The sequence below is a fragment of the Rosettibacter sp. KY25 genome, from assembly GCF_057554405.1.
This window is the reverse complement of the sequence record NZ_BAAJAO010000009.1, coordinates 25,421-49,002: the sequence shown is the minus strand read 5'-3', so window position 1 is coordinate 49,002 and position 23,582 is coordinate 25,421. Positions and strand designations below refer to the sequence as shown.

Here is a 23,582-nt window from a genome sequence, read left to right as displayed (position 1 = left end):
AATATTCCTAAAATTTATTGATGAATTCACCGCTTTCCAATTTCCAGTCATTTCCAAAATAGCCTATGAATTTAATTCCATCATCATCAGATTTTACAATATTCTCATCATAAATTACAACATCTGGCAAATTAATATATGGGTGATGATATGCAGCAAAGTTTGAAATTCTCATTCCTGTAATTCCTGTTCCAGAAACAGCAGCAACACTTGCAATGTCACTATCTTTTCTTGGACGAATAATTAAACAAGCAAAATTTTTCCCTTTGTATTCTTTATCGCCAATTTTAAGTTTTCCGTTTATAACTTGGATTGGGCTATCATCCAATAAAAGTTTCCACGCAGAGTTTGTTTTTGCATTTCCAAATAAAACAACATTTCTATTTTTATATGCTTCTGGATTGAAATCATCATCTTTAATTAATTCAATAGAAGCATTTCCTTGATACCAAAGTTTTTCGGCATCATATCTTGCTTTTTCATATGCCCATTTATTTTCATCTTTAGTGCCATGCGTTCCATAAACAAAAACCACATCATTATTTAATACTTCTCTAATATTTCCGTATCTTTCTGGATTTTTATTTTTTCTTGATGGTTCATCACAAAGTTTCCATTCATTGTTTTGATTTTTCAAATAAATTTTTTTTGATGATGGCACTTTAATATTGCCAATAAATTGATTATCAAGTTCAACAGAAAATGGTTTATCATCTTGGAGCATTGAAACATCCACGCCTAAAATTTCTATATTGGTTGTTGTTCCAATAAATTTTCTTTTGCCATGTTCAAGTTTGATATTAATCCTGCTTTCTGTCTGTTGAACTTTTTGATTAATAATTTCAACCCAGTTATTCTTATTTGATATTGCTAAATTTGATGTAACATAATTAATAGATTTAATTCTTTCTTTAGATGGAATAGAATGACGCGAAAAGAAATCAAACATTGGAAGCCAGTCAACACAATCAGCACCGCTTTCATCTGAATTATCCCACCAATGCCCAGCTCCTTTTTCTATGTGAAATTCAAAATCTTTATGGAATTTAGATAGCACATCAACCATAGATTGTGCTTGCGAAATAGGAACATTATCATCAGCATCTCCATGAATAATATAAATTCCATTTTGGTTTAGATTCTCTGCAAATTTGTATGTATCGCTTTGACGTGCTGACCTTAACAACATTTCTTTAACTTTAGTAGTATCAATTAAACTTTTGATTCTATAAGACCAGATGCTTATCCAGCCTGCACTTGGACCAATGGCAGCAAATTTATCAGGATAATTAATGCCAAGATGCCAAGTGCCGTGTCCTCCCATTGAGTGGCCAGTTAGATATACTCTATTTTCATCAATATTAAATTTTTTCTTTGCAATATCTAATACCTCGAGTGCATCAATTCTTCCCCAATTTTCCCAGTTGAATCCATAAGGTCTTCGATTTGTAGGTGCAACAATGTAACCCCAATTTTTATGTCCATACGAATGCGCTTGATTAATTGCTTCTACACCTGCACCGTGCAAACTTAAAAATAGAGCTGGTTTTGATTTTAAATTTTCAGGAGGATTAACTGCATAGTATTGAACACTTCCATCAAGTTTACTTATAAATGTTTCTTTATGAGTTTCTTCGGGAGATAAAACTTTTATTTTTGCTATAGTTTTTGTTAGAACTTTTTCTTCATTTTTGATTTTTTCAATCAACTCAAGATTTAATTCGAGTTCACCTTTTTGATTTTGTGCAGGCAATACAATTTCGAAAGGTGCTTTATAAATTGATAGTGGATTAATCACTTCAACAGAAGAATAAACAGGATTTGAATTTTGTGAACTGACTTTTATCAACAAATTTTTATAAATCTTTTCTGATGCATTAATTATTGGAATAGCACCATAAAGATTAACTGGTTCATTAACCATTATATCAGGAAGAGTTAAATCATATACATTAAAAATCAATTCTGGATTATTAAAATGTAATTTAGCTTTTAATGCACCTCTGTTGCATTCAAATAAAAATTCATTCTTTCCTTTATTTAACTGGATAGGAATTAAAGAATAATCAAATCTTGGTTCCCAATCTTCATAAGTATCTTTGAAACGATAAGGATTACCTGAACGGATAACACCATTAACATAAACATTTTCATTCCCCATTGCTTCGAGAAGAATAATTTGTTCTTTATTCGAATAATATTCTACGAATACATATGCATTTCTAAGAGATTCATTTTTGAACCAGCCAGAATTATCTGCAACAATTTCCTCCCATTGATATGATTCTTTATCATTTACTTTTAGTTCATCACCTTTATGTGGAGTTTTCCATTTACCTAATTCAATTTGAGATGCAATTGGAGTTGGCGAAATCACATTGCTTCTTGAAAATGGAATTTTAATCATTAATCCTTTTTTGATTACTAAAGTATCTGATGCATTTGAAAGAGAACTAATAAAGCACACAATTAAGAAAATTACTAAGATGTTAAATTTTGTTTTCATAACAATTACCTCATTTTAATCTTTAAAATCATTTCTTACAGTTCCATCATCTCGATGGTCACGAACCATATTTTTCAAACGATTCATCATATCCTTAAAATCTTTAAGTCCACCAACAGAAAACCAGATTATAATTAAAAAAGAAACAACAAGATTAATGAGAACATAATATCTCCAGAATGTCATCCATGCAGAATCTGGAACATCATTAGTAAAATTTAATATTGTTCCAATAATAAAAACTGCAACCCAAATAAAAGTCCATATATACGAAATCAAATAAATAATTTTATCTCCCTTGGTAAATTCTTTTCCTATTCCAAGCATTCTCCATCCTTTGAGTGGAACTTCGTTTACAATTATTGTTTCTTCTTTTATTGCATATTTACCACGGTGAAGCATTTTATCCATATTAAATTCATTTTTCTTTCCAAGCAAAGAAACAAGTACATAAACTAATGATGATAAACCCATTGCAATTGCCCAGAAGTATTGACCATTAATCGGGAAATTGGGATAAATCTGTTGGAGAATTATTCCTGTAACAGCTGTTATAGAACCAATAATTAAAGCAGACCATGCAGCAGCTGTAGTTCCCCGCTTCCAATAAAGTCCTCCAATTATTACCGCACCAGACCCACCGACAAAAATTGCAGCAGTAATAGCAAAGTAGAGAAATATATATTCTGTCATAGGGAAGACTAAGCTAAACAAGAATATAAAAATGCATACACCGAGAATAGCATATCTTAACATTTTCAAATGTTGTTCTGGTGTAAAGGATTTTTTTCTAAAAGGCATTATTACATCTTGAATAAAAATACTTCCCCATGAATGCATGTAAGAGCTATGAGTTCCAATAGTTGCCATTATCATAACAGCAAGTAAGGCACCTCTTAAATAAACAGGAAGTACTTTTGAAAGAACAAGTGGAACTCTTAATTGATTTCTTACAGCTTCGTTATCAATTGTAGATAAAGTATGGTTAACATTATCAGTAACTGATTGGAAATTAGTATGATGTAAAATTGTGAAAGCAACTACAGGAATGAAAACAAGGAAAAGCCATTTAGGAATATCTCTCAAATTTCCTAATACTTCTCCCATTTTTGCTTCGTGAGCACTTTTAGCAGATGAATAAAAACCCTGAGAACCTTGCCATGACATTTTAGCATAAATTACTCCAACAACATTGATTAAAAAATACCAGAAATTAAAATCGGGCACTTCGCTTGTTTTATAAGGATTAATTAAAGATGCATTTTCTGGAACTGTACTTACTGCTTCAAAAATCTGATTCCAATTTACTATTACAAGACAAAAAGCAATTATAGCAAGAAAAGTTAGATTTGATAAAACTCCCTGAATAAATTCAGTAATGATAATCGAAATTTGACCACCTGCAAATACAAAGTATAATGAGATAGATAAAAATCCAATCATCACCAAAGGAAAAGTAGAAATATTAATTCCAATCATATTTATGGACAATGGAAGTCCACAGTAATAAATAATAAACCTTGCACTTACGGCTGGGAATATTCCAAAATTTAGTAAACCAGAAACAAAAGCCAGGATACCAGCAAAAATTCTGAAATTTCTGCTGTAACGCATCTCAAGAAATTGAGCAACAGTCAGTGCACGAGTTTGTCTGAAGCGATAAATAACCCAGCCTGTTACAGTAATAATTAATAAAACAACAGCCATGAAAAATTCCCACCAGCGCAAGCAAAAACCAGCTACGTAATTCATCTCCCATTGACCAACAATTGTAATAGCACCTATAGCCGCCATCCCTTGCGAAACCGTAATCATATATCTCCCAGCAGACCTTCCAGCAGATAAAAAATCTGCAACACTTAACAAATATCTTTTCCCAAGATATACTCCATAAAATAGAATACTTAAAAAAAGTGCTACGATAATTAATTCTAAAAATGTAATTTCCATAAATACCTGCTAAATTATTGTGAACTAAGAAATTGCTTAACTTTTTTGTTAGGAATTGATAAAAAATAAAAAGATAATTTCAATTAAAATTAAATATGGTTAATAATTTTTGATTCATTTTGTAATATTGTTTTTATTTTACTAAAAAATACTATATTTTTATTACAACTATTCTAAAGAATTTTATGCTAAATATCAAAGAAATTTTTAGATTTTTTTGAAAATAATTCAATATTTTTTCTAAGATTATTTTTATTAAAAATATACATGAGGATAAAAAAATGAAATTTTTTACTTTATTAACACTTTTATCATTCTTTTTAACTCAACAGCTAAATGTTGAAGCATCCCAAAATCAGTTAAATTTAATACCTTATCCTGAAAAAGTTAAAATTGCTAATGGGTCTTTTTCGTTAACATTTGAAAGTGTTATCATTTGTAAAGATGATTTCATAAAAAATTATTTTATTGAAAAAGTAAAAGAATTTAGCGGCATTCAAATTTTATCTTCAAAATCAAAAAGCAGAAGTTCTTCAAAAAGTAAAATTATCTTTGAAGTTGATAAGTCATTTAATATAAAAAACAATGAAGCATATCAACTTATCATAAAACCAAATCAAATCAAACTTACTGCAGGTTCAACAGTTGGATTATTTAGAGGGCTGCAAACAATTTTTCAACTTATTCCTCCTGAGATTAAAATCAATAAAAATAACTCAGCAATCAACTTACAATGTTGCATTATTGAAGATGAACCAAGATTCACATGGAGAGGATTAAATCTGGATTGCAGTCGTCATTTCATGACAAAAGATTTTATCAAAAGATACATCGATATTTTGGCATATTATAAATTCAATACACTGCACTGGCATATTACTGACGACCAGGGCTGGAGAATTGAAATTAAGAAATATCCAAAATTAACCGAAATTGGTGCATGGAGAAAAGAAGCCGATGGTTCAATTTATGGTGGTTACTATACTCAAGAAGACATTAAAGAAATAGTAGAATATGCAAAAAGCAGATTCATTAACATTGTCCCTGAAATTGAAATGCCAGGTCATTGTCTCGCCTCGTTAGCTTCTTATCCAGAAAATTCATGTACTGGTGGTCCATTTGAAGTTACAAATTTGTGGGGTATAATGAAAGATGTTTATTGCGCAGGCAGAGATTCAACATTTTATTTTTTACAGGATATACTTGATGAAGTTATTGATTTATTCCCAAGTAAATATATTCATATCGGTGGTGATGAAGTTCTAAAAGATAGATGGAAAGCCTGTCCAAGATGTCAGGAACGAATTAGAAAAGAAGGTCTTAAAGATGAACATGAACTTCAAAGTTATTTTGTTCAAAGAATAGTTAATTATCTTGAATCAAAAAATAAAAAAGCTATTGGCTGGGACGAAATTCTTGAAGGCGGTTTAGCTAAAGGAGCAATTGTTCAATCATGGCAGGGATATAAAGGAGCTATTGAAGCGGCAAAACAACATCATTATACAATTTGCTCTCCTACTTTTTATACTTATCTAAATTATGACCCCGATAATCTCGATTTACAGACAGCTTATTCTTTTGAACCAATCCCAGATGAATTAACAGATAAAGAAAAAAAATATATACTGGGAGGAGAAGCAAATTTATGGACAGAGTATGCACCTCAAGAAACTGTGGACAGTAAATTATTCCCAAGAATTTTAGCTCTCTCAGAAGTATTCTGGTCATCCAAACAAAATAAAAACTACGATAATTTTTATCAGAGACTTCAAGCTGTTTACTCAGATTTATCTGCTTTAGGAATTCAATATGGAAGAGAATCAAAAATTATTTCTTATAATATCAATTTTGATGAAGTTAACAATAAATTTATTCTAACTATTACACCCAATCAAAAAAATCTTCAGATAAGATATACATTTGATAACTCTTTGCCCGATACTAATTCATTAATTTATAAAGAACCAATTGTAATCAACAAATCAACCAGAGTAACAATTGGAGGATTTTTAGGGAATCATTTTATTAATAAAAAAATTGAATTCTCATTTGCACTTCATAAAGCTTTAAAAGGAAACATAAATTACTTAAATGAATATGATTCACGATATAGAGCTAATGGAAATCAAACATTAATAGATGGAATCCGCGGGACTAATGATTTTCATGATGGCTTGTGGCAAGGATTTGAAGGAAAAGATTTCGAAGTAATCATTGATTTGAAAGATGAAAAAGAAATTAATCGTGTTATACCAAGATTCTTTCTCAATGTAAATTCATGGATATTTCTTCCTAATAGAGTAGAAATATCGTTATCAAAGGACGGAATAAATTTTAATAACAAAAAAGTAATTCTAAATGACATACCACAAAAAACTTCTGAAATACTCACAAAAGATTTCATTGCAGAATTCAATAAAGAAAAAGCAAAATACATAAAAGTATTTGCTGAAAACATAAAGAAATGTCCAGACTGGCATCCAGGAGCGGGTGATAAAACTTGGTTATTTATCGATGAAATTATTGTTGAATAAATTTTCAAGGATATACCATGAACGAAGAAAAAAAAGAATCTTTGCATGCTGGTGCAGTTGAAATATCAAAAGCAATTAAAGAATATTATCCAGAAACTGACCCTTTGGTTCTTTCCAAATTAGAAGAATGGAAAAAGTTAAAATTTGGATTACTCATTCATTGGGCTCCGTCAAGTCAATGGGGAATAGTAGAATCGTGGTCACTATGTTCAGAAGATGAAGAATGGTGCAAAAGAAAAATAGATGATTACTGCGAATACAAAAAACAATATGAAAATTTATTCACAACATTTAATCCTGTTAATTTTAATCCAGCAAAGTGGGCAGAAGCAGCAAAAAATGCTGGTATGAAATATTTTGTATTTACCACAAAACATCATGATGGCTTTTGCATGTTCGATTCAAAATATACTGATTACAAAATTACAAGCAGCAAATGTCCATTTCATAAAAATCCAAATGCAAACATTGCAAAAGTTTTATTTGATGAATTTCGTAAACGAGATTTTATGATTGGTGTTTATTTCTCCAAACCTGATTGGCATTCAGATTATTATTGGTGGCGAAGATTTGCAACTCCTGACCGCAATGTAAATTATGACATCAAAAAATATCCTGAACGATGGCAAAAGTTTGTTGAATTTACTCACAATCAAATTGAAGAATTGATGACAGACTACGGCAAAATAGATATTCTATGGCTCGATGGATGCTGGGTAAGAAGTTACACTGAAGAAGAATTAAACGAAGAAAGAAAACGAGTAAACTTCAATATTTATAGAATTCAGAATCAGGATATTGATATGCCTGCTCTTGTAAAGAAAGTGAGAGCAAAACAACCAGGTTTAATAGTAGTTGATCGTGCTGTTCCTGGTATTTATCAAAACTATCTTACTCCAGAAAATCAAATACCGAATGAACTTCTTCCCTATCCATGGGAAACTTGTATGCCTATGACACCAAGTTGGTCATACGAACCTAATTTGGAGTATAAATCAACAAGACAATTAATTCATACGTTAATCAAAATAGTTGCACGTGGTGGAAACTTTTTATTAAACATTGGTCCAAAACCAGATGGTGAATTTGAAGAAGAAGCATACAATAGGCTTAATGAAATTGGTAAATGGATGAGAATAAATGGTGAAGCAATTTATAATACATCTCCACTCTATCCTTATCAAGAAGAAAATATTTTTTTCACAAAACAATCAGATAAAATCAATTATCTTTTTTATTTGATTGATGAGAAAGAAACTACATTGCCGGATAAAATCATTCTAAAAAAATTTATTCCAAAAGCAGCATCTTCAATTTCGATTCTTGGTGAAGATAAAAATCTCAGCTGGATAATTAGAAATAACCAGACCATAATTTTTATTCCAGAAGATATAAGATTGAACACACAAAATAGACTTGCATTAACACTTAAAATAATAAACTCATAATTGAACAATGAAAAAGATTATTTTCATAATTTTAATATGTTTTCTCTATGAAAATTTTTCAGCTCAAAAATTTGATTTCGAGAAACAAGAAAACATTAAAATAATTCTTCCTTCTGATAGTGAAGAAGACATAATTAAGAAAGCTGCAAACGTAATTCCTTCAAAAAGACAATTCGAATGGCAAAGACTTGAATTTATCGGGTTCATTCATTTTGGTATTAATACATTTATCGATGTCGAATGGGGGTTAAGAGATGCCGATATTACAAAATTTAATCCAATCAAACTTGATTGCAATCAGTGGGTTAAGGTACTTAAAGACGCTGGAATAAAAATGATAATACTCACTGCTAAGCATCATGATGGATTTTGTTTGTGGCAAACGAAATTTACCGATTATAATATTTCAAAAACTCCATATAAAAATGGCAAAGGAGATATTGTTAAAGAACTCTCAGAAGCTTGTAAAAAAGCAGGAATAAAATTTGGCATTTATCTTTCTCCATGGGATATTCACGAAAAAACTTATGGCACAGATGAGTATAATGAATTTTTCAAAAATCAATTAACAGAATTATTAACTAATTACGGTGAAATTTCTGAAGTCTGGTTTGATGGTGCATGTGGTGAAGGTCCAAATGGGAAAAAACAAGTTTACGATTGGAATTCTTATTATGCATTAATTCGTAAATTACAACCAAATGCAGTTATTGCAATCATGGGACCAGATGTAAGATGGGTAGGAACAGAATCAGGATATGGGAGAAAAACAGAATGGAGTGTTCTACCAGGTTCATTTATGAATTTAGAAGAAATTGCTGCTAACTCGCAGCAGGAAGTTCTTGATGGAGCTTTTATTCCCAAAGACTTAACTGATGAAGATTTAGGCAGCAGAGAAAAAATTCTAAAGGCATCTTCTCTAATCTGGTATCCTGCAGAAATTGATGTTTCAATTCGTCCAAGATGGTTCTATCACAAAGAAGATGATGAATTTGTAAAATCGCCATCCAAACTATTTGATATTTATTTTAATTCAGTTGGACTTAATGGTGTTTTGTTATTAAATGTCCCTCCTGATAAAAATGGATTGATTCATGAAAATGACATTAAGAGTTTAAGAGGCTTAAGATATTTATTGGATAAAACCTTTGATAAAAATTTAGCAAAAAATGCAACTGCAATTGCTTCGAATCAAACAAGTAATAACAAAATTCAAAATATACTTGATGACAAATATGAAACATACTGGACTACAGACGATACTATTTCATCAGCATGGATTGAACTACAATTTCCAAATAAAATAACTTATAATTGTGCAATGCTTCAGGAAAATATTTTAGTTGGTCAGCGCATAGAAAAATTCCAGATTCATTACTTTGAAGACAACTCATGGAAATTTTTAACAGAAGGAACAACAGTTGGATATAAAAGATTATTAAAATTTCCTGAGGTTACAACAAAAAAAATAAAAATAATAATTGAACAATCAAGAACTAATCCTACGCTCTCTTCGTTCGGATTGTATCTCACTCCGCCAGAAGTAACAATTCAAGCAAATGAAAAAATTTTTAGAGATAGTACAACTATTACAATTTCTTCAGACCAAGATAAATCAACTATCTTTTATAAACTCAACACAGAAAAATTTTTCAAAAAGTATAAGAAACCTTTTAAGATTACTAAAACAACAAGCATAACGGCATACGCCATTTCAGAATATGGTAAAAAAAGTCTGCCAGTTACAGAAAAATTTTTTAAAGCAAAATATAGTATTATCAATAATTCTGAATTTAGCAGTCAGTACACAGGCGGAGGTTTATATTCATTAGTTGATGGAATTTTTGGAACCAAATATTTTAATGATGGAAGATGGCAGGGATATCACGGAAATGACATTGATATTATAATTGATTTAGGCAGTGTTAAAAGCATTAAAAAAATATCAGTAAGTTTTTTGAGAAATATTTCAGCATATATATTTCTTCCGGAAGAAGTTAATTATTCGATTTCATTAGATGGAAATAAATTTGAGAATATTTACACAATTAAAGAAGAAAATCAAAACAACAATGAAATTTTGATAAAAAATTATGAGGCTTTTATTAAAGAAATTAAATGCAGATATGTAAGATTAAAAGCAAAAAACATTGGTATTTGTCCAGATTGGCACATTGGCAAAGGTGATAAAGCCTGGCTGTTTATTGATGAAATTACAATTGAGTAATAATTAAATATTTTCTGAAACTTCGGATTTATTCAAGAATGATAAACCATAATAAAGAATAATTATGAAACTAATTAATGGTATTATGTAAGATGTATTTATACTTCCAGTCCAATCTGAAACTAAACCTTGAACTGCAGTTAAAACAGCTCCACCTAATATTGCCATTATCAAACCAGAGCTTCCAATTTTAGTATCTTCTCCTAAATCTTTAATTGCCAATCCAAATATTGTAGGAAACATCAACGACATACAAGCAGAAATTAATACCAGAGCATAAACACCAAAAACACCGCCAGAAAATATCACTATGCTTGTTAATAAAATTGAAAAGAATGATAATAGTGATAATAATTTGCTGGGTTGTAAATATTTCATCAAGCCAGTACAAAGAAATCTAAACCCACCAAATAAAATCAGCGAAGCTAAATAATAAGAAGCTGCATCTTTCTCATTCAAATTCAATTCTTTCATAGTATATCTAATTGTAAATGACCATACCCCAATTTGAGCTCCAACATAAAAAAATTGTGCAATTACACCTCTTAAATAATTTTGATTTTTGAAGAGGCGTTTGAATGTTTTGATTAATTCAAGATTTGCAGATTCATCTGACCCTGCTGGCATTTTTAAGACAGCAATCAAAATCCAGATTATAATAAGAATTAATGCAACTCCAACATAAGGTCCCATCACTGCTTCCAATTCTTGAGCTTGAATTTTCGTTAATTGTTCTTGAGACATTATTTTTCTTTCTGCTGCTGATGCACTATTCAAATTACTCAAAATAAAAAGTTGGCTGATGAGAATACCTGAAATTGAACCAATTGGATTAAAAGATTGTGCTAAATTTAATCTTCTTGTCCCGGTTTCAGATGGACCCATTGCAATTATATAAGGATTGGCTGATGTTTCTAATATTGAAAGTCCACCCGCAAGAATATAAAGTGCAAAAAGGAAATGATAATAATTCATGGTTTTACTTGCTGGATAAAACAGCAATGCACCAATAATGTAAAGTCCCAACCCTAATAATACACCAGACTTATAACTAAACTTTTTTATAAAAACTGCAGCTGGTAATGCTAAACAAAAGTAAGCTCCATAAAAAGCAATTTGAATCCATGATGTTTGAAAGTCAGACATACTCATAATTTTCTTAAAAGCTGCAAGTAAAGTATCGGTCATATTATTTGCTAATCCCCACCAGGCAAAACAGCTTGTTATTAAAATGAAAGGAATTAAATTTTTTCTGGGAATTAGATTATTTTTATTTAATGATTTTTCATTACAATCATTTTTCATAAACATTTTTGAAATTATTATTTATAAAGCGGACCAAAATTTTTACAAGCTCTAAAATCTGCTCCTTCTAAATCAGAAGTTCCAAAAGCATTCCAAGCGCTTGGTCTAAAAATTCTTTCTCTTGATACATTATGCATGTTGACTGGAATCCTTAACATAGAAGCAAGTGTAATTAATTTATCTCCAATATGTCCATACGATACTGCAGCATGATTAGCACCCCAATTAAGCATAACTGAATAAACATCTTTGAAAACTCCTTCACCTGTTAAATTTGGAACAAACCATGTAGTAGGCCAAGTTGGATTTGTTCTTTCCTGTAAAATTTCATCTACATCTTTTGGTAATTCAATGGTATAACCTTCTGCAAGTTGCAAGACTGGTCCTAATCCTTTAATCAAATTAATTCGACTCATTGTTACAGGCATTCCTCCTTCGGTTAAAAATTGAGAAGAGAAACCACCTCCTCTAAAATACTCTTTAATAGCTGGACACCATTTTGTAGCTTTTAAGCAATCTTCCATTTCTTCATTCGTTATTTCCCAGAAAGGTTTAATAGCTGGTTTATCATTTATTTTTTGCTTGCCTGAACCATCTAATGCAGATGAGCCTGAATTAATTAAATGTATAAAACCATTTTCAGCTAAACCTTTTAGTTGTACACCTGTAACTCTTTTAACTGCCTCCGGACTCCAATAAGATCTTACATCAGAAAAGATTTGAGCTGTATTTGTCAACAAATGACCGAACAACATTGCAACACCATTTAGGCTATCATTTTCAGTTGCAACAATAAATGGTTGTCGAATGCCATTCCAATCAAATGATGAATTCAGAATAGCTTCTGTAAAATCACCATTTGGCATAAAATCAGTCCACTGCCTCTGTCCCTGAAATCCAGCAGCAATTGCATTATGTCCATTTGATTCTTCTATAAATCCCATTTCAGCAAGTTTTTTATTTCCTATCATCAAATCTCGTATAATTATTGTCATTTTAATGACTGTTTCCCATTCATATTTTTTTCTTTCTTGAGTCGATTTTTCAACATTATAATCTTTTCCTTCAATACAATATTTATTTACCCACTTCAATGCTAGATTAAATTCTTCTTCATCATAAATTTTATTATCAATTCTTCTGATAATTTCGCTCATATCAACAAATTCATTTCTCATTCCCAAATATTCTTTAAAGAAATGAGTATCGACAATTGAACCTGCAATTCCCATGGACACAGAACCAATTGATAGATAGGATTTGCCTTTCATTTCAGCTACTGCAAGAGCAGATTTTGTAAATAATAATAATTTTTCTTTTACATCTTCAGGAATTGATTCATCATCTTTATCCTGGATATCTTTTCCGTAAATTCCAAAGACTGGAAATCCTAACTGACTATAACCTGCAAGAGCGGCAGCTAAATAAACTGCGCCAGGTCTTTCTGTTCCATTAAATCCCCATACAGCTTTGGGAATCAAAGGCTCTGTATCCATAACTTCTGTTCCATAACACCAGCAAGGTGTAACAGTAATTGAAACTCCCACATTATTTTTTTTGAATAATTCAGCGCATTCAGCTGCTTCTGCTACTCCGCCAATACAAAATTCTGGAATTACACATTCAACTTTTTGTCCATTTGGATGACGCAAATTTTCTTCAATTAATTTTGCTGTATTCTTTGCCATGTGCATTGTTTGATTTTCAAGTGATTCTCTTACACCGCCTCTTCTGCCGTCAATTACTGGTCTAATTCCAACTTTAGGTGGTTCACCTTTCAAACGGTAAGTGAACTTGCTATCTGCTGTCATATCTTACCTCTATTTTTATTGATTTAATTCAAATTACATTTTAATATAATTAAAATCCTATTTGAGCAATTATCAAGTTTATACCATAACTTTTCACATATAAATTTTATACTTGCTCGCTTCTTATAAACTCTATTAACTTTCTAAGTTCAGTTGAGTATTGATAAAATTCTTTCACAGACATTTCTTTTAAAAATAACATTCCATGAGCAGCACGTACTCTTGGTACTGGATGATTCAGGAAAAATTCTTTTCCCAAGTAAGTTCTTATTTTTTGATATTGTTCTACTTGAATATGCTGAACAAGACGACAGAAAGGACCATCATATTCCCAGCTTGGAAAACTTGCATCTTTTTGTGAACCATAACAATTCATAAAAACATTTTCAAGAATTGCCATTGAGTTCAAACTAACAGGCACATAAATATTTGCTTCTGCTGGATGGAATCGATACCAAACATTACGATAACCCCAAATTTTTAAGTTAGATACATCTTCTTCCTTTTCATATAATTTAATGGCTTCGCATATTGCCTGTAAAACTTTGTAATGTGTATCAGGGCCACTTCCCTCAGGGTCAAATGCTAGTGTTATAATTGTCGGTTTTATTTTTTTCAATAACTTATAAATTGGAATTACGTCTCTGTTCAATTCTGGATTTTCTGTAAAAATATTTCCTTGATAAAATCCCAATCTCAAATGAGAAATATCTTTTGTGCTAAATCCATAATAAGCCCATGTTAATTCTTCTTCCCATTCTCTCACCATGCCTTTAAGTCTTTGAACATAAGAAATATCTTTTTTGCCGGGATATTGAGTTTTGAAATAATTAATAAGTTCATTTATTCTATCAAGCAAATATTTTTCACTGTCTTCTTCATAAATCTCAATTATATTTCTTAATAATCTTCTGGAAACAGCTTCTGTTCTTTTTGCCAGATTATTTTCAGCAATACCATCAAGAAATAAACTTACATCATTATTTTTAGCTAAGATATTATCTGCATCAAAATAACCATCACTTAATTTAGAATCAAAAATTCCTGATGTTAAATGTTCTTTTAATTGTTCTAATATTTTTAGCATGTAACTATTTGTAACGGCAGTAAAGCCGCTTGTTAAAATTGCAAAATGGTGTTTATTAAGAGGCGTTCTAACTAAATGAGTAATTAAAGCAAGATAACCAAGCATTATATCATCGTGATGAGGTGCAGTATGAAGAATTACTTGATTAACAGGTGTATCCATTCCTTTGTTAAATCTTTCAATAATTGCATTATGAATTTTGTCATTTATTTCTTTTACAGATTTTCCAGATTTCTTCAAAACTAATGATGCTAATCTATTGCTCTCATAATCAGATTTTGTTAATGCAAGAACAGGTTTATTTACTTCAGTTGATAAATCAAGTACTACTTTTTCAAGAGAAAATTCAGAAAGAGTAGTTTCTTTTTCTACATTAGCATAGATTCTTTCTTTTAATTTAGATGCAGCTCCATTTGTTAAATAAAATCTCGAATCTTTCAGTCTTTGTAATACAGTAGCTGGATATTTATTAGTTGGAGGATTCTCAATTGATTCTTTAACAATATTAGCTTTTGATTCTCCAGCTGCAATTATTATTGCTGTTGCATTTGGATTATAAGTAATTGTATCAAGACCAATTGTAATTACCAATCTTGTAGATGCTACTTCAAATCCACCTAAATCAGTTGATGCAGCTGCTTGGGTTTGATAATTTGTCGCAGTTAATCGTGTTGTTGAAAAATGGTCACTTCCTTGAACATTAAATCCAATATGTCCATCAGGGCCAATTCCACCAAGGAAAAAACCAATACCTCCCATTTCTCTAATTTTCTTTTCATACTGTGTACAAAATTCATCTACAATTTCAATAGTTTCTTTTTGCAATCTTTCAAGTCTATTTGATGGTAATTTTGTTCTTAAACTAAGATCAACTCGATTATCTGGAAAGATTAAATTAATTGGAAGATTTTCTGCTGTACCAATTTTATTTACATTAATCAATAATGCATTGTTAATATCGAAACCAAATTTTTTGATATAAAACTTTTTTACATAGTAATAAAAACTATTATGCTGAGAGGAATCAATAGGATAGAATTCATCTATTTGAACAAATTTGATTTTTTTCATATCAGGTTTTCTTTTGGGGTCTAAATCAACTTTCTTGAGTTTTTCAACAACATCAGGCTTATCCCAATTTTTCATTAAATAAGAAAACCAGTAAATAAAATATTCTGGAGTTTTACCAGTAGGAAGTGATACAACTCCTTCGGGATTATTTTGCAGCCATTCAATAAATCTTAATGCAGTCAGTTCACCAAGTTCAGGAATATTCTCAACTTGAATAACTGGAATTTTTTCTGTTGGTTTATAAATAAATTTTTTACCTGACTTTTTTAAGAAATAATATTCGACTTTAGAATTTGTATCCATTTCTCTCCTTTCTAAAAATTATTTATCATATTTATTCAGTTCGTTTAATGCAAAAGAATAAGCTCCAAGAGCTATAGCTTTGCTTGTTCCTAATTTTGAAATGCCCACACCAATTTTTTTTGATGAGTTATATTTAACTTTTTCATTTGTTCCATAAACTGTTATTTCAACTGATTCATCTTGCAAGAATTTTTTCATGTCATTTTCATCTGTCAGATTATAAACTTCTGCCATTAATCTTTTTACTTTTGTTCCATCAGAAGATTTAACATAATAGCTTTTCATTTCTTCAATTAAGAAAGGCATGAAAAGAGAACTTGCCCCAGCTAATCCTCCGCCAATTACAACATTGCAATCAAGTAATGTCACAGCATTAGCAATTGCATCACCAACCACTTGAGCCATTGTTTTGTAAGCTTCAATAGCAGCATTTTTATTTCCAGGAATTAAGCCTAATGCAATTTCATAAATTTCTTTTGGAGAAGGTGAATCTGAAAAATTAATTCCTGCTTTCTCGCTGTAAACTCTTCTTACTCCTCTAATACTTGCATGTTCTTCAACATACTCATTCGGGGATATTTTATTTCTTAACAACCAGATTTCTCCTGCCATTGAATTATCTCCAATGTATAATTCACCATTTACTGTCAATCCAAATCCAAATCCAGTACCTAAAGTAATTCCAATAAGATTTTTATAACGTTTTGGATTTCCTGATTTTTCTAATTCATTATTAATCCATGGAAGAAAACCCCATAAAGCTTCGCCGTAAGCATATAAATCACCGTCATTATTTATAAAGACTGGCAAATTAAATTTTTCTTTGAGCAATGGACCTAATGCAACTCCACCTCTGTAAGCTGGTAAATTTCCTAAATCTCCTAAAATTCCATTAGGATAATCAGCTGGACCTGGGAAAGCAATACTTATTGCATCTGGTGGAACATTAAGTTTACTTTTAACTAATGTGAATCCATCAATAATATTTTTTAAAGATTTATCAAGATTATCAGCTTCTGAACTAAATACTATTTCATCAACAATTTGATTGCCAGATTGAATAGCAGAAAACACAAAGTTTGTGCCTCCCGCATCTAAAGTCATAACAATTCGTGAATCTGATTTCATAATTTTTCCTCATTGCATTTGAGATTTTTTATATGAGATTATTGCTGTAAGTAATATGTATAATAAACAAATTAAGGGAACAGTAAACCCAATTAATAGATTTTTGATATCACTAATTTTCCCCATAATTAATGGCACAATTGCTCCGCCAGATATTGCAGAAATCATTAAGCCAGAAAGTTCGTTCGACCTTGATGGAAATTTTTCAATCACTATTGAAAATATTAGAGGAAAAATATTTGCAAACCCAAAACCTGCAATTATGATTCCAGCATAAACTAAATAATCAATTGCAGTAAATAAAAAAGATAAACCCGTAACTGAAAGTAATGTAGTTACAATAAAAAATTTTTTTGCATGGAACTTATTTAAAATTTTTGATCCAAAATATCTTCCAATAACTAAAGGGAGAAAAAATAAAGACCAGCTAAGCCATAATGAATAATCTGATTTCCCAAAATATTCTTTCAAATAAATTGGAATACCTGAGCTCATCGATACTTCTGCTCCAACATATAGAAATATAGAAATCACCATTAAAGCAACATATTTTTCTTTTAACAAACTAAAGCATGAACTAAATGTTGCATGATTTTTTTCCAATTTATTATCATCGATCTTTAATTGCTGAACAGAAAAAAATGTAAATAAAACTAAAGCAGCAAAAACAGGGAATAAAATACTCCAATCTAAACCAAAATAAATTGCAGCAATTGGGGGAAGTAAAAATCCAAAAGATGAACCAATCGATTTGTAAAATTGTGCTAAAGATAAATTTCTTGAATATTTCCCTTCGGGTGAAACATCATATACAATTGGATTACCAACAACTTGAAGTATTGTTGCCCCTGCACATAAAGCAAGAATTGTAATTAATAACAAATAAAAGTTAAGAGCATTGTTATTTTTATATGAAACATGATTTCCATATAATCCACTTGCTAATGCAAGAAATAAACCTGTTAATGCTGTTATTAAACCAATATTTAAAATTACTTTTTTCCCAACTCTATCTTGAATTATTCCTACAGGTATTGAAAGTAATCCAAACATTATAAATCCTGTAAAAGGAATTAATTGAGCCATAGTATAGGATAGAGTAAAAGATTCTTTAGCTAAACCAACTAATGGTCCAACAACATCACCAAAACCCATACATAAAAAAATTAAATAGATTGGAAAGGTTCTTGTTTTCATGAGCATAATTTGTTTAGTGAATAGAAAAGTTATGTGAATGAGATTTCTAAGAACTAAATTGATAAAATAATAGTCAGCCGGTTATTCACCGGCTGACCAACAATATAATTAAACAGGAGGCTATTTCATCAAAACGATTTTCTTGAAAGCTTTGAATGAATCGGATTCAAATCCAATTAAGTAAACACCGCTTACAACCTGTCTGCCTGAGTCATCTTTGCTATCCCATGAAGCAGAATATTTTCCAGGCTGCATTTCTTGATTAACTAATGTTCTAACTTTTTGTCCAAGAATGTTATAGATAACTAATTTAACATTAGCTTGTTTTGGAACGCTGAAATTAATTTTTGTTTCTGGATTAAATGGATTTGGATAAGCATCTGATAATGAAAATTCAGCAGGAACTACATGTTCAATTTCTTTAATTCCAGTTAGCCATTGATTTTTCTTTTCAGGGAACCAGTTCAAGTCGCCAACTGGATAGCCATCAGAACCAAAAGTCATTAATGCAGAATTTGAATAAGCAAGATTTTCTGGCAAGGGCCATTTGGGTGGGAAGTTTAATTCATAATGCCATGGATTATCAAGCTTGCGTGCAGCAATTCTGTATACATATCCAATTAATTCATCAAGATGAGCAACAACTTTTGAATCTGTAAAGTTTGGATTAGCATCAATATTATTTGTGCAAGAGATAAATGGTGAATAATCACGTGATTTTGGATTTGTAAGAGAATCTAATGCCCAAAGGCTATAATCATTTATCCATCTTGCCATTGTAATTTTACGAACAAAGTAACCTTTACCACCTGAAGGAACTTCAACACTGTCAGCAATTTTAACCGTATCATTCCAATCTTTGTAAAACTTAACAAGTTTATCGGGGAAATGATAAACATTATTTTCTGCTATATGAACTCTTTTACTTGGAACAAAAAGGTCCGCAGTAATTCCTTTGGCTTCTTCGACATAAGCTTCTGGACCTGCAACTGTACGTCCTTGATAAGTACCAGATCTTCTTATTCTATAGATTCCTGAAGATACAGTATCGGGCCAGTTCAAGAACCAGCCATTCATAATTTGTTCTGGATCACCACCCCACGCATGTGATGCATAGAAAAGATTATTCTTCATATGTAAATTAGAAGCTTGACGAATTAATAATGGATTAACAGCACCATATACAATTGTATTATGTTCAAAAACTGAATATGGATCATATCCACGAATTGAAAAGATATAAGAGTTACAAGCGAAGAAAGTATTATTAATAAATTTCACTGTATCTGGTTGATCAAGACCACCTGATAAGAAAGGTTGACCACCAAAATATGCAGTTGAGTGAATAAAATTTCTGAAATGACAATCTTGAACATCTAATTTAACAAAGTCTGCACCATCTACACGAATACCTGCTTCAGTAAATCCATCGAACACAACTCTTCTCAATTTAAGAGAAATATTATCTGCACCAATATGTATAGCTCTACTCCAACCTAATGTTTTACCATCTGCACGCATAGATAACAAGTATAAATCATTCAACTCAACTTTAATTCCCTGTTTAATTAGTTTGAAGAACCATTCTTCTGAAGAACCATCAGCTCTGATAGCAGGAGCTAAAACTGGTGGTCTTTTTGTTGGATCCCCTTTTGCTATAAACTTGCATGGGTGATTAATTTCAAAAGCTTTTTCAATATAGTAAATTGCCCCACGGTCAAGAACATAAACTCGGTGTGCTGTTACTGCTGTATCTGCATTAATGATATCGCTTATTTTTAATGATTGAGTACCAGGTATATAAACAGTATCTGTTGTTGATTGAGCAAATAATGAATTTAACAATGGTACTACAATTAATAAAAGCAGATAAATGTAATGCTTTTTCACCTTCATATTATTACTCCTTATAATGTTATTGTTAAATTGCCTTTGCAGGCGTTATTTATTAGAATTAAATAAGGATTAAATTTCATTTCATGTCTACCTCCTTGTTTTATTATAATTTCCAACGCATACCTAATTCTGCTGTCATATCATAACGTTGTCGAAGTGTAACAAAGCCGGTCTTCTGATTAATATCTACATCATCTTCGCCTGTGAAATTGTTGAGATTAAAGTATACTTGAATTCCAAACCAGGGCAATTCTTGTTTAACTGATAAATCAAATCTTATATATTTATCAGAGTGAACTCTATTCTGCAGCCAGAAGTCAGGTTTCTTAAAAATGTTATCTTGATAAAGCATTGAAACTCTTAAAGAAAATCCCTTATAATCATAACCTAATGCAACATTGAGAATATCATTTGGCTGGTTTAGCAATCTGGTTGTATAAAATGTATCAACAGATACAGTTTTTTGAATATATGTTTCAGGATCAAGATAAGTGTACAAATATGATTTAGGATAATCAGCTTCTGAGAAAATATGAGTGTAATTAATATTCAAAACCAATCCAGATAATGGACCTGGCAAATACCAGAAGTGAGTCTGCCATTCTGTTTCCATTCCAATTACATCTATAGGAATTGAATTGTTGTCGTATGTGTATAAAGTATATTTCTCTTTTTTATTCTGTAACTTTTCTTGAAGTTCGGGATATTTACTAAAATCTTGCGGATAAGTTTTTACTGGGAAAATTAAATTCTCAATTCTCTTTTTAAATCCACCTATGCTGAATAATCCAATACTATTTGTGTAAACCGATAAAACAACATCAAGATTTTCTGAAGTGGCAGGTTTTAATCGATAATTATTATACAATATAAAATTATTACCTATGTAGTATCTTGGTATAATTGTATTATAATCAGGATAATTCAATGTATTTGTGTAAGCAATATGAAGCTGCATCCAGTCGAATGGCTTAAATCTAAAGTGGAACATTGGCAGCCAGTATCCATGAGATACTTCTTCCTCAGCTTCTGTATATTGAATTCCACCAGGAACTTGTTCACCTCTAATGCCTTTATATTTTGTAGTTAAATTTTGATATCGCACACCTGGTAAAACTGAAAACATTTGGCCAATATTTAATGTAACCATCACATATCCAGCACTCTTAATTTCATGACCTGAATAATCATATAAAGTTGATTGTAATTTTCTTGGTTTGTAACCACCACCCCCTGCACCAACACCATAATTCTTTTTTGCTACTTCAATAACATCAAGCATTAAGTTGACATTGAAAGGTGGACCAAGTGTATAATCTCCATTTAGAAATTTTCCGTAGCTATAACTTGAATCAATAAAATCTGCAAATGTTATACTTGTCCCGAATCGAGGGAATGCACGCATAATAGCTGCAGATACCTGAGCTCCGTCATCATAAAATACCGAGCCACTATTTTCATTATAATCATAACTTCTGTTTCTAAATTGGTATGCTCCACCAAATTTAATTTTACTTGTTAATAATTCTGATATAGTAAAATCTCTTGTTACATCTAAAGCTGCATTATAAGTTCTGTCTTTTGTAATATTGGAAACATTATATATATCAAAAAATGCTGCATTTTCAGGGTTATGGATTACGTGTTTAACAATTTCACTTGGTGGTGCATATCTCAACAAAGTATATTTATTTGCAAAGCCAGCAGCATTTTGCCAGAAATTAAATCTAACATCTTCTGGATATTTACTTCCTGAAAAAGAGTGAGATAATTTTGCATCAATTCCAAATCCAAGTAAGTTATGTTTAATTGTTAATAAGTTACTGTAAACATCAAGTATGTTTTTTGAATTAGTTGCAGAATAAAATAAATCATCATCAAGCAAAACATAAGATTCACTTCTCGATATTGCTCTTGTATCACTTCTGCTAAAGAAGTTCATAAAGCCAATGCTGCCATTTTCATATTGATAATCAAGAACAAGTGTAGCACCGTATCTATGACGGTCTCTAACAATATCAGTTAAACTCATTGATTGGAATTCAGGATTGCCTACATCTGTTACAAACAATTTTCCAGCAAAGTTATAATTAGAATTAAGTTCATTAGAACTTAGATTCCTTTTTTCTGCACTTCCTTGTAAAAAAATTCCAAAGCTATTATTCCAGAATCTTTGTTCGTAAGAGCCAACAAATTTATAATCGTTATAAGTGTTTTTTAGATTATTATATCCGCCTTGTGTAAATACTTCAAAACTTGGTTCTCCATATTGTGTTTTTACTGCTTTTCTCATTGTAAAGTTTATAACACCACCTAATAAAGTTGCATCCATATCAGGAGTTATTGCTTTAACTACTTCAATACCTCCAAGCATGTTGGAAGAAATCATACTCAAATCTGTTGCTCTATCTTCCGAGAATGATAATTCATCATTGCTTCGATATTCAGATTTATGTTCATTTGGGTCACTTGATGTTACATTTGAAGGAAGTTCTACTCCATCAATAGTAACTCTATTGTATTGAGGAGATAAACCACGAACAACCACTTTAGAACCTTCGCCACCAGTTCTGATGATTGATACACCCGGAAGTCTTGCCACAGATTCAGCAGCATTTGCATCAGGCAATTCTCTAATTCTTGCAAATGAAACAACATTTTTAATTGCTATAGATGTAAGCTGTTCATTAATAGCTTTTGCCTGACCTTCGGCTTGAGCAGTGATTACAACTGTATCACCATAAACAGTTTCTGGACTTAAATAAAAATCCTGTACTGTTGTTTTTCCATTCTGAACTTCAATGGAAATTTCAGAACTTTTATATCCAAGGAATGATGCTCTTAATATATATTTTCCAGCAGGGACGGATTTAATTAAATAATTACCATCCATATCTGTTGCACTTCCAAAGCTTGTCCCTACCAAAATTACGTTGCTAAAAGGCAAAGGCTCTTTTGTTTGCACATCTCTGACTCTTCCTTTAATATTTCCACCCGGTGCAGAGAGCACGATTGAATTCATCAATAAAAGAATTAATAAAACGTAATTTTGAAATGTAAATTTTGGGGTCATACAAACCTCATTTTTAATTAATTCAAAGTAATTAGAGATTAGTTTT

12 protein-coding genes are annotated in these 23,582 nt (G+C 30.9%); 3 read left to right on the top strand and 9 right to left on the bottom strand.

Annotated features, from left to right (window positions below; translation table 11 throughout):
- Positions 1 to 7: 7 nt before the first annotated feature.
- Positions 8 to 2,506 carry a carboxylesterase family protein gene (locus AC27L2_RS07105; protein WP_487211024.1) on the bottom strand — a complete coding sequence of 833 codons (2,499 nt, stop codon included), beginning with the start codon at positions 2,504 to 2,506 and terminating at the stop codon, positions 8 to 10.
- 15 nt (positions 2,507 to 2,521) lie between these two features.
- Positions 2,522 to 4,456, bottom strand: a complete 1,935-nt coding sequence (locus AC27L2_RS07100; protein WP_487211023.1) for a sodium:solute symporter family protein — start codon at positions 4,454 to 4,456, stop codon at positions 2,522 to 2,524.
- 281 nt (positions 4,457 to 4,737) lie between these two features.
- On the opposite strand from AC27L2_RS07100, the gene AC27L2_RS07095 reads away from it, so the two are divergent.
- The 3 genes from AC27L2_RS07095 to AC27L2_RS07085 are packed head-to-tail and all read left to right on the top strand — an operon-like array spanning position 4,738 to position 10,665.
- Positions 4,738 to 6,990 (top strand): beta-N-acetylhexosaminidase, encoded by a 2,253-nt coding sequence (locus AC27L2_RS07095; protein WP_487211022.1) that lies wholly within the window; start codon positions 4,738 to 4,740, stop codon positions 6,988 to 6,990.
- A gap of 17 nt (positions 6,991 to 7,007) precedes the next feature.
- Positions 7,008 to 8,438, top strand: a complete 1,431-nt coding sequence (locus AC27L2_RS07090; RefSeq protein ID WP_487211021.1) for an alpha-L-fucosidase — start codon at positions 7,008 to 7,010, stop codon at positions 8,436 to 8,438.
- Between the two features lie 7 nt (positions 8,439 to 8,445).
- Entirely contained in the window at positions 8,446 to 10,665 is a 2,220-nt protein-coding gene (locus tag AC27L2_RS07085; RefSeq protein WP_487211020.1) for an alpha-L-fucosidase, read from the top strand.
- 3 nt (positions 10,666 to 10,668) lie between these two features.
- On the opposite strand, the gene fucP is transcribed toward AC27L2_RS07085, so the two are convergent.
- From fucP to AC27L2_RS07050, 7 genes are all read right to left on the bottom strand, one after another.
- Positions 10,669 to 11,970 (bottom strand): L-fucose:H+ symporter permease, encoded by a 1,302-nt coding sequence (fucP, locus tag AC27L2_RS07080; RefSeq protein ID WP_487211019.1) that lies wholly within the window; start codon positions 11,968 to 11,970, stop codon positions 10,669 to 10,671.
- A 17-nt stretch (positions 11,971 to 11,987) separates the two neighbouring features.
- Positions 11,988 to 13,781, bottom strand: coding sequence for an L-fucose isomerase (locus tag AC27L2_RS07075; RefSeq protein WP_487211018.1), 1,794 nt, complete (start codon positions 13,779 to 13,781; stop codon positions 11,988 to 11,990).
- 106 nt (positions 13,782 to 13,887) lie between these two features.
- Positions 13,888 to 16,242, bottom strand: a complete 2,355-nt coding sequence (locus tag AC27L2_RS07070) for a glucosamine-6-phosphate deaminase (protein WP_487211017.1) — start codon at positions 16,240 to 16,242, stop codon at positions 13,888 to 13,890.
- A gap of 18 nt (positions 16,243 to 16,260) precedes the next feature.
- Positions 16,261 to 17,370 (bottom strand): ROK family protein, encoded by a 1,110-nt coding sequence (locus AC27L2_RS07065; protein ID WP_487211016.1) that lies wholly within the window; start codon positions 17,368 to 17,370, stop codon positions 16,261 to 16,263.
- Positions 17,371 to 17,379: 9 nt separating this feature from the next.
- Positions 17,380 to 18,567, bottom strand: coding sequence for an MFS transporter (locus AC27L2_RS07060; RefSeq protein ID WP_487211015.1), 1,188 nt, complete (start codon positions 18,565 to 18,567; stop codon positions 17,380 to 17,382).
- 120 nt (positions 18,568 to 18,687) lie between these two features.
- Positions 18,688 to 20,463, bottom strand: a complete 1,776-nt coding sequence (locus tag AC27L2_RS07055) for a FlgD immunoglobulin-like domain containing protein (protein ID WP_487211014.1) — start codon at positions 20,461 to 20,463, stop codon at positions 18,688 to 18,690.
- Positions 20,464 to 20,566: 103 nt separating this feature from the next.
- On the bottom strand, positions 20,567 to 23,536 hold the full coding sequence (locus AC27L2_RS07050) for a TonB-dependent receptor (RefSeq protein WP_487211013.1): 2,970 nt from the start codon (positions 23,534 to 23,536) through the stop codon (positions 20,567 to 20,569).
- Positions 23,537 to 23,582: the final 46 nt, after the last annotated feature.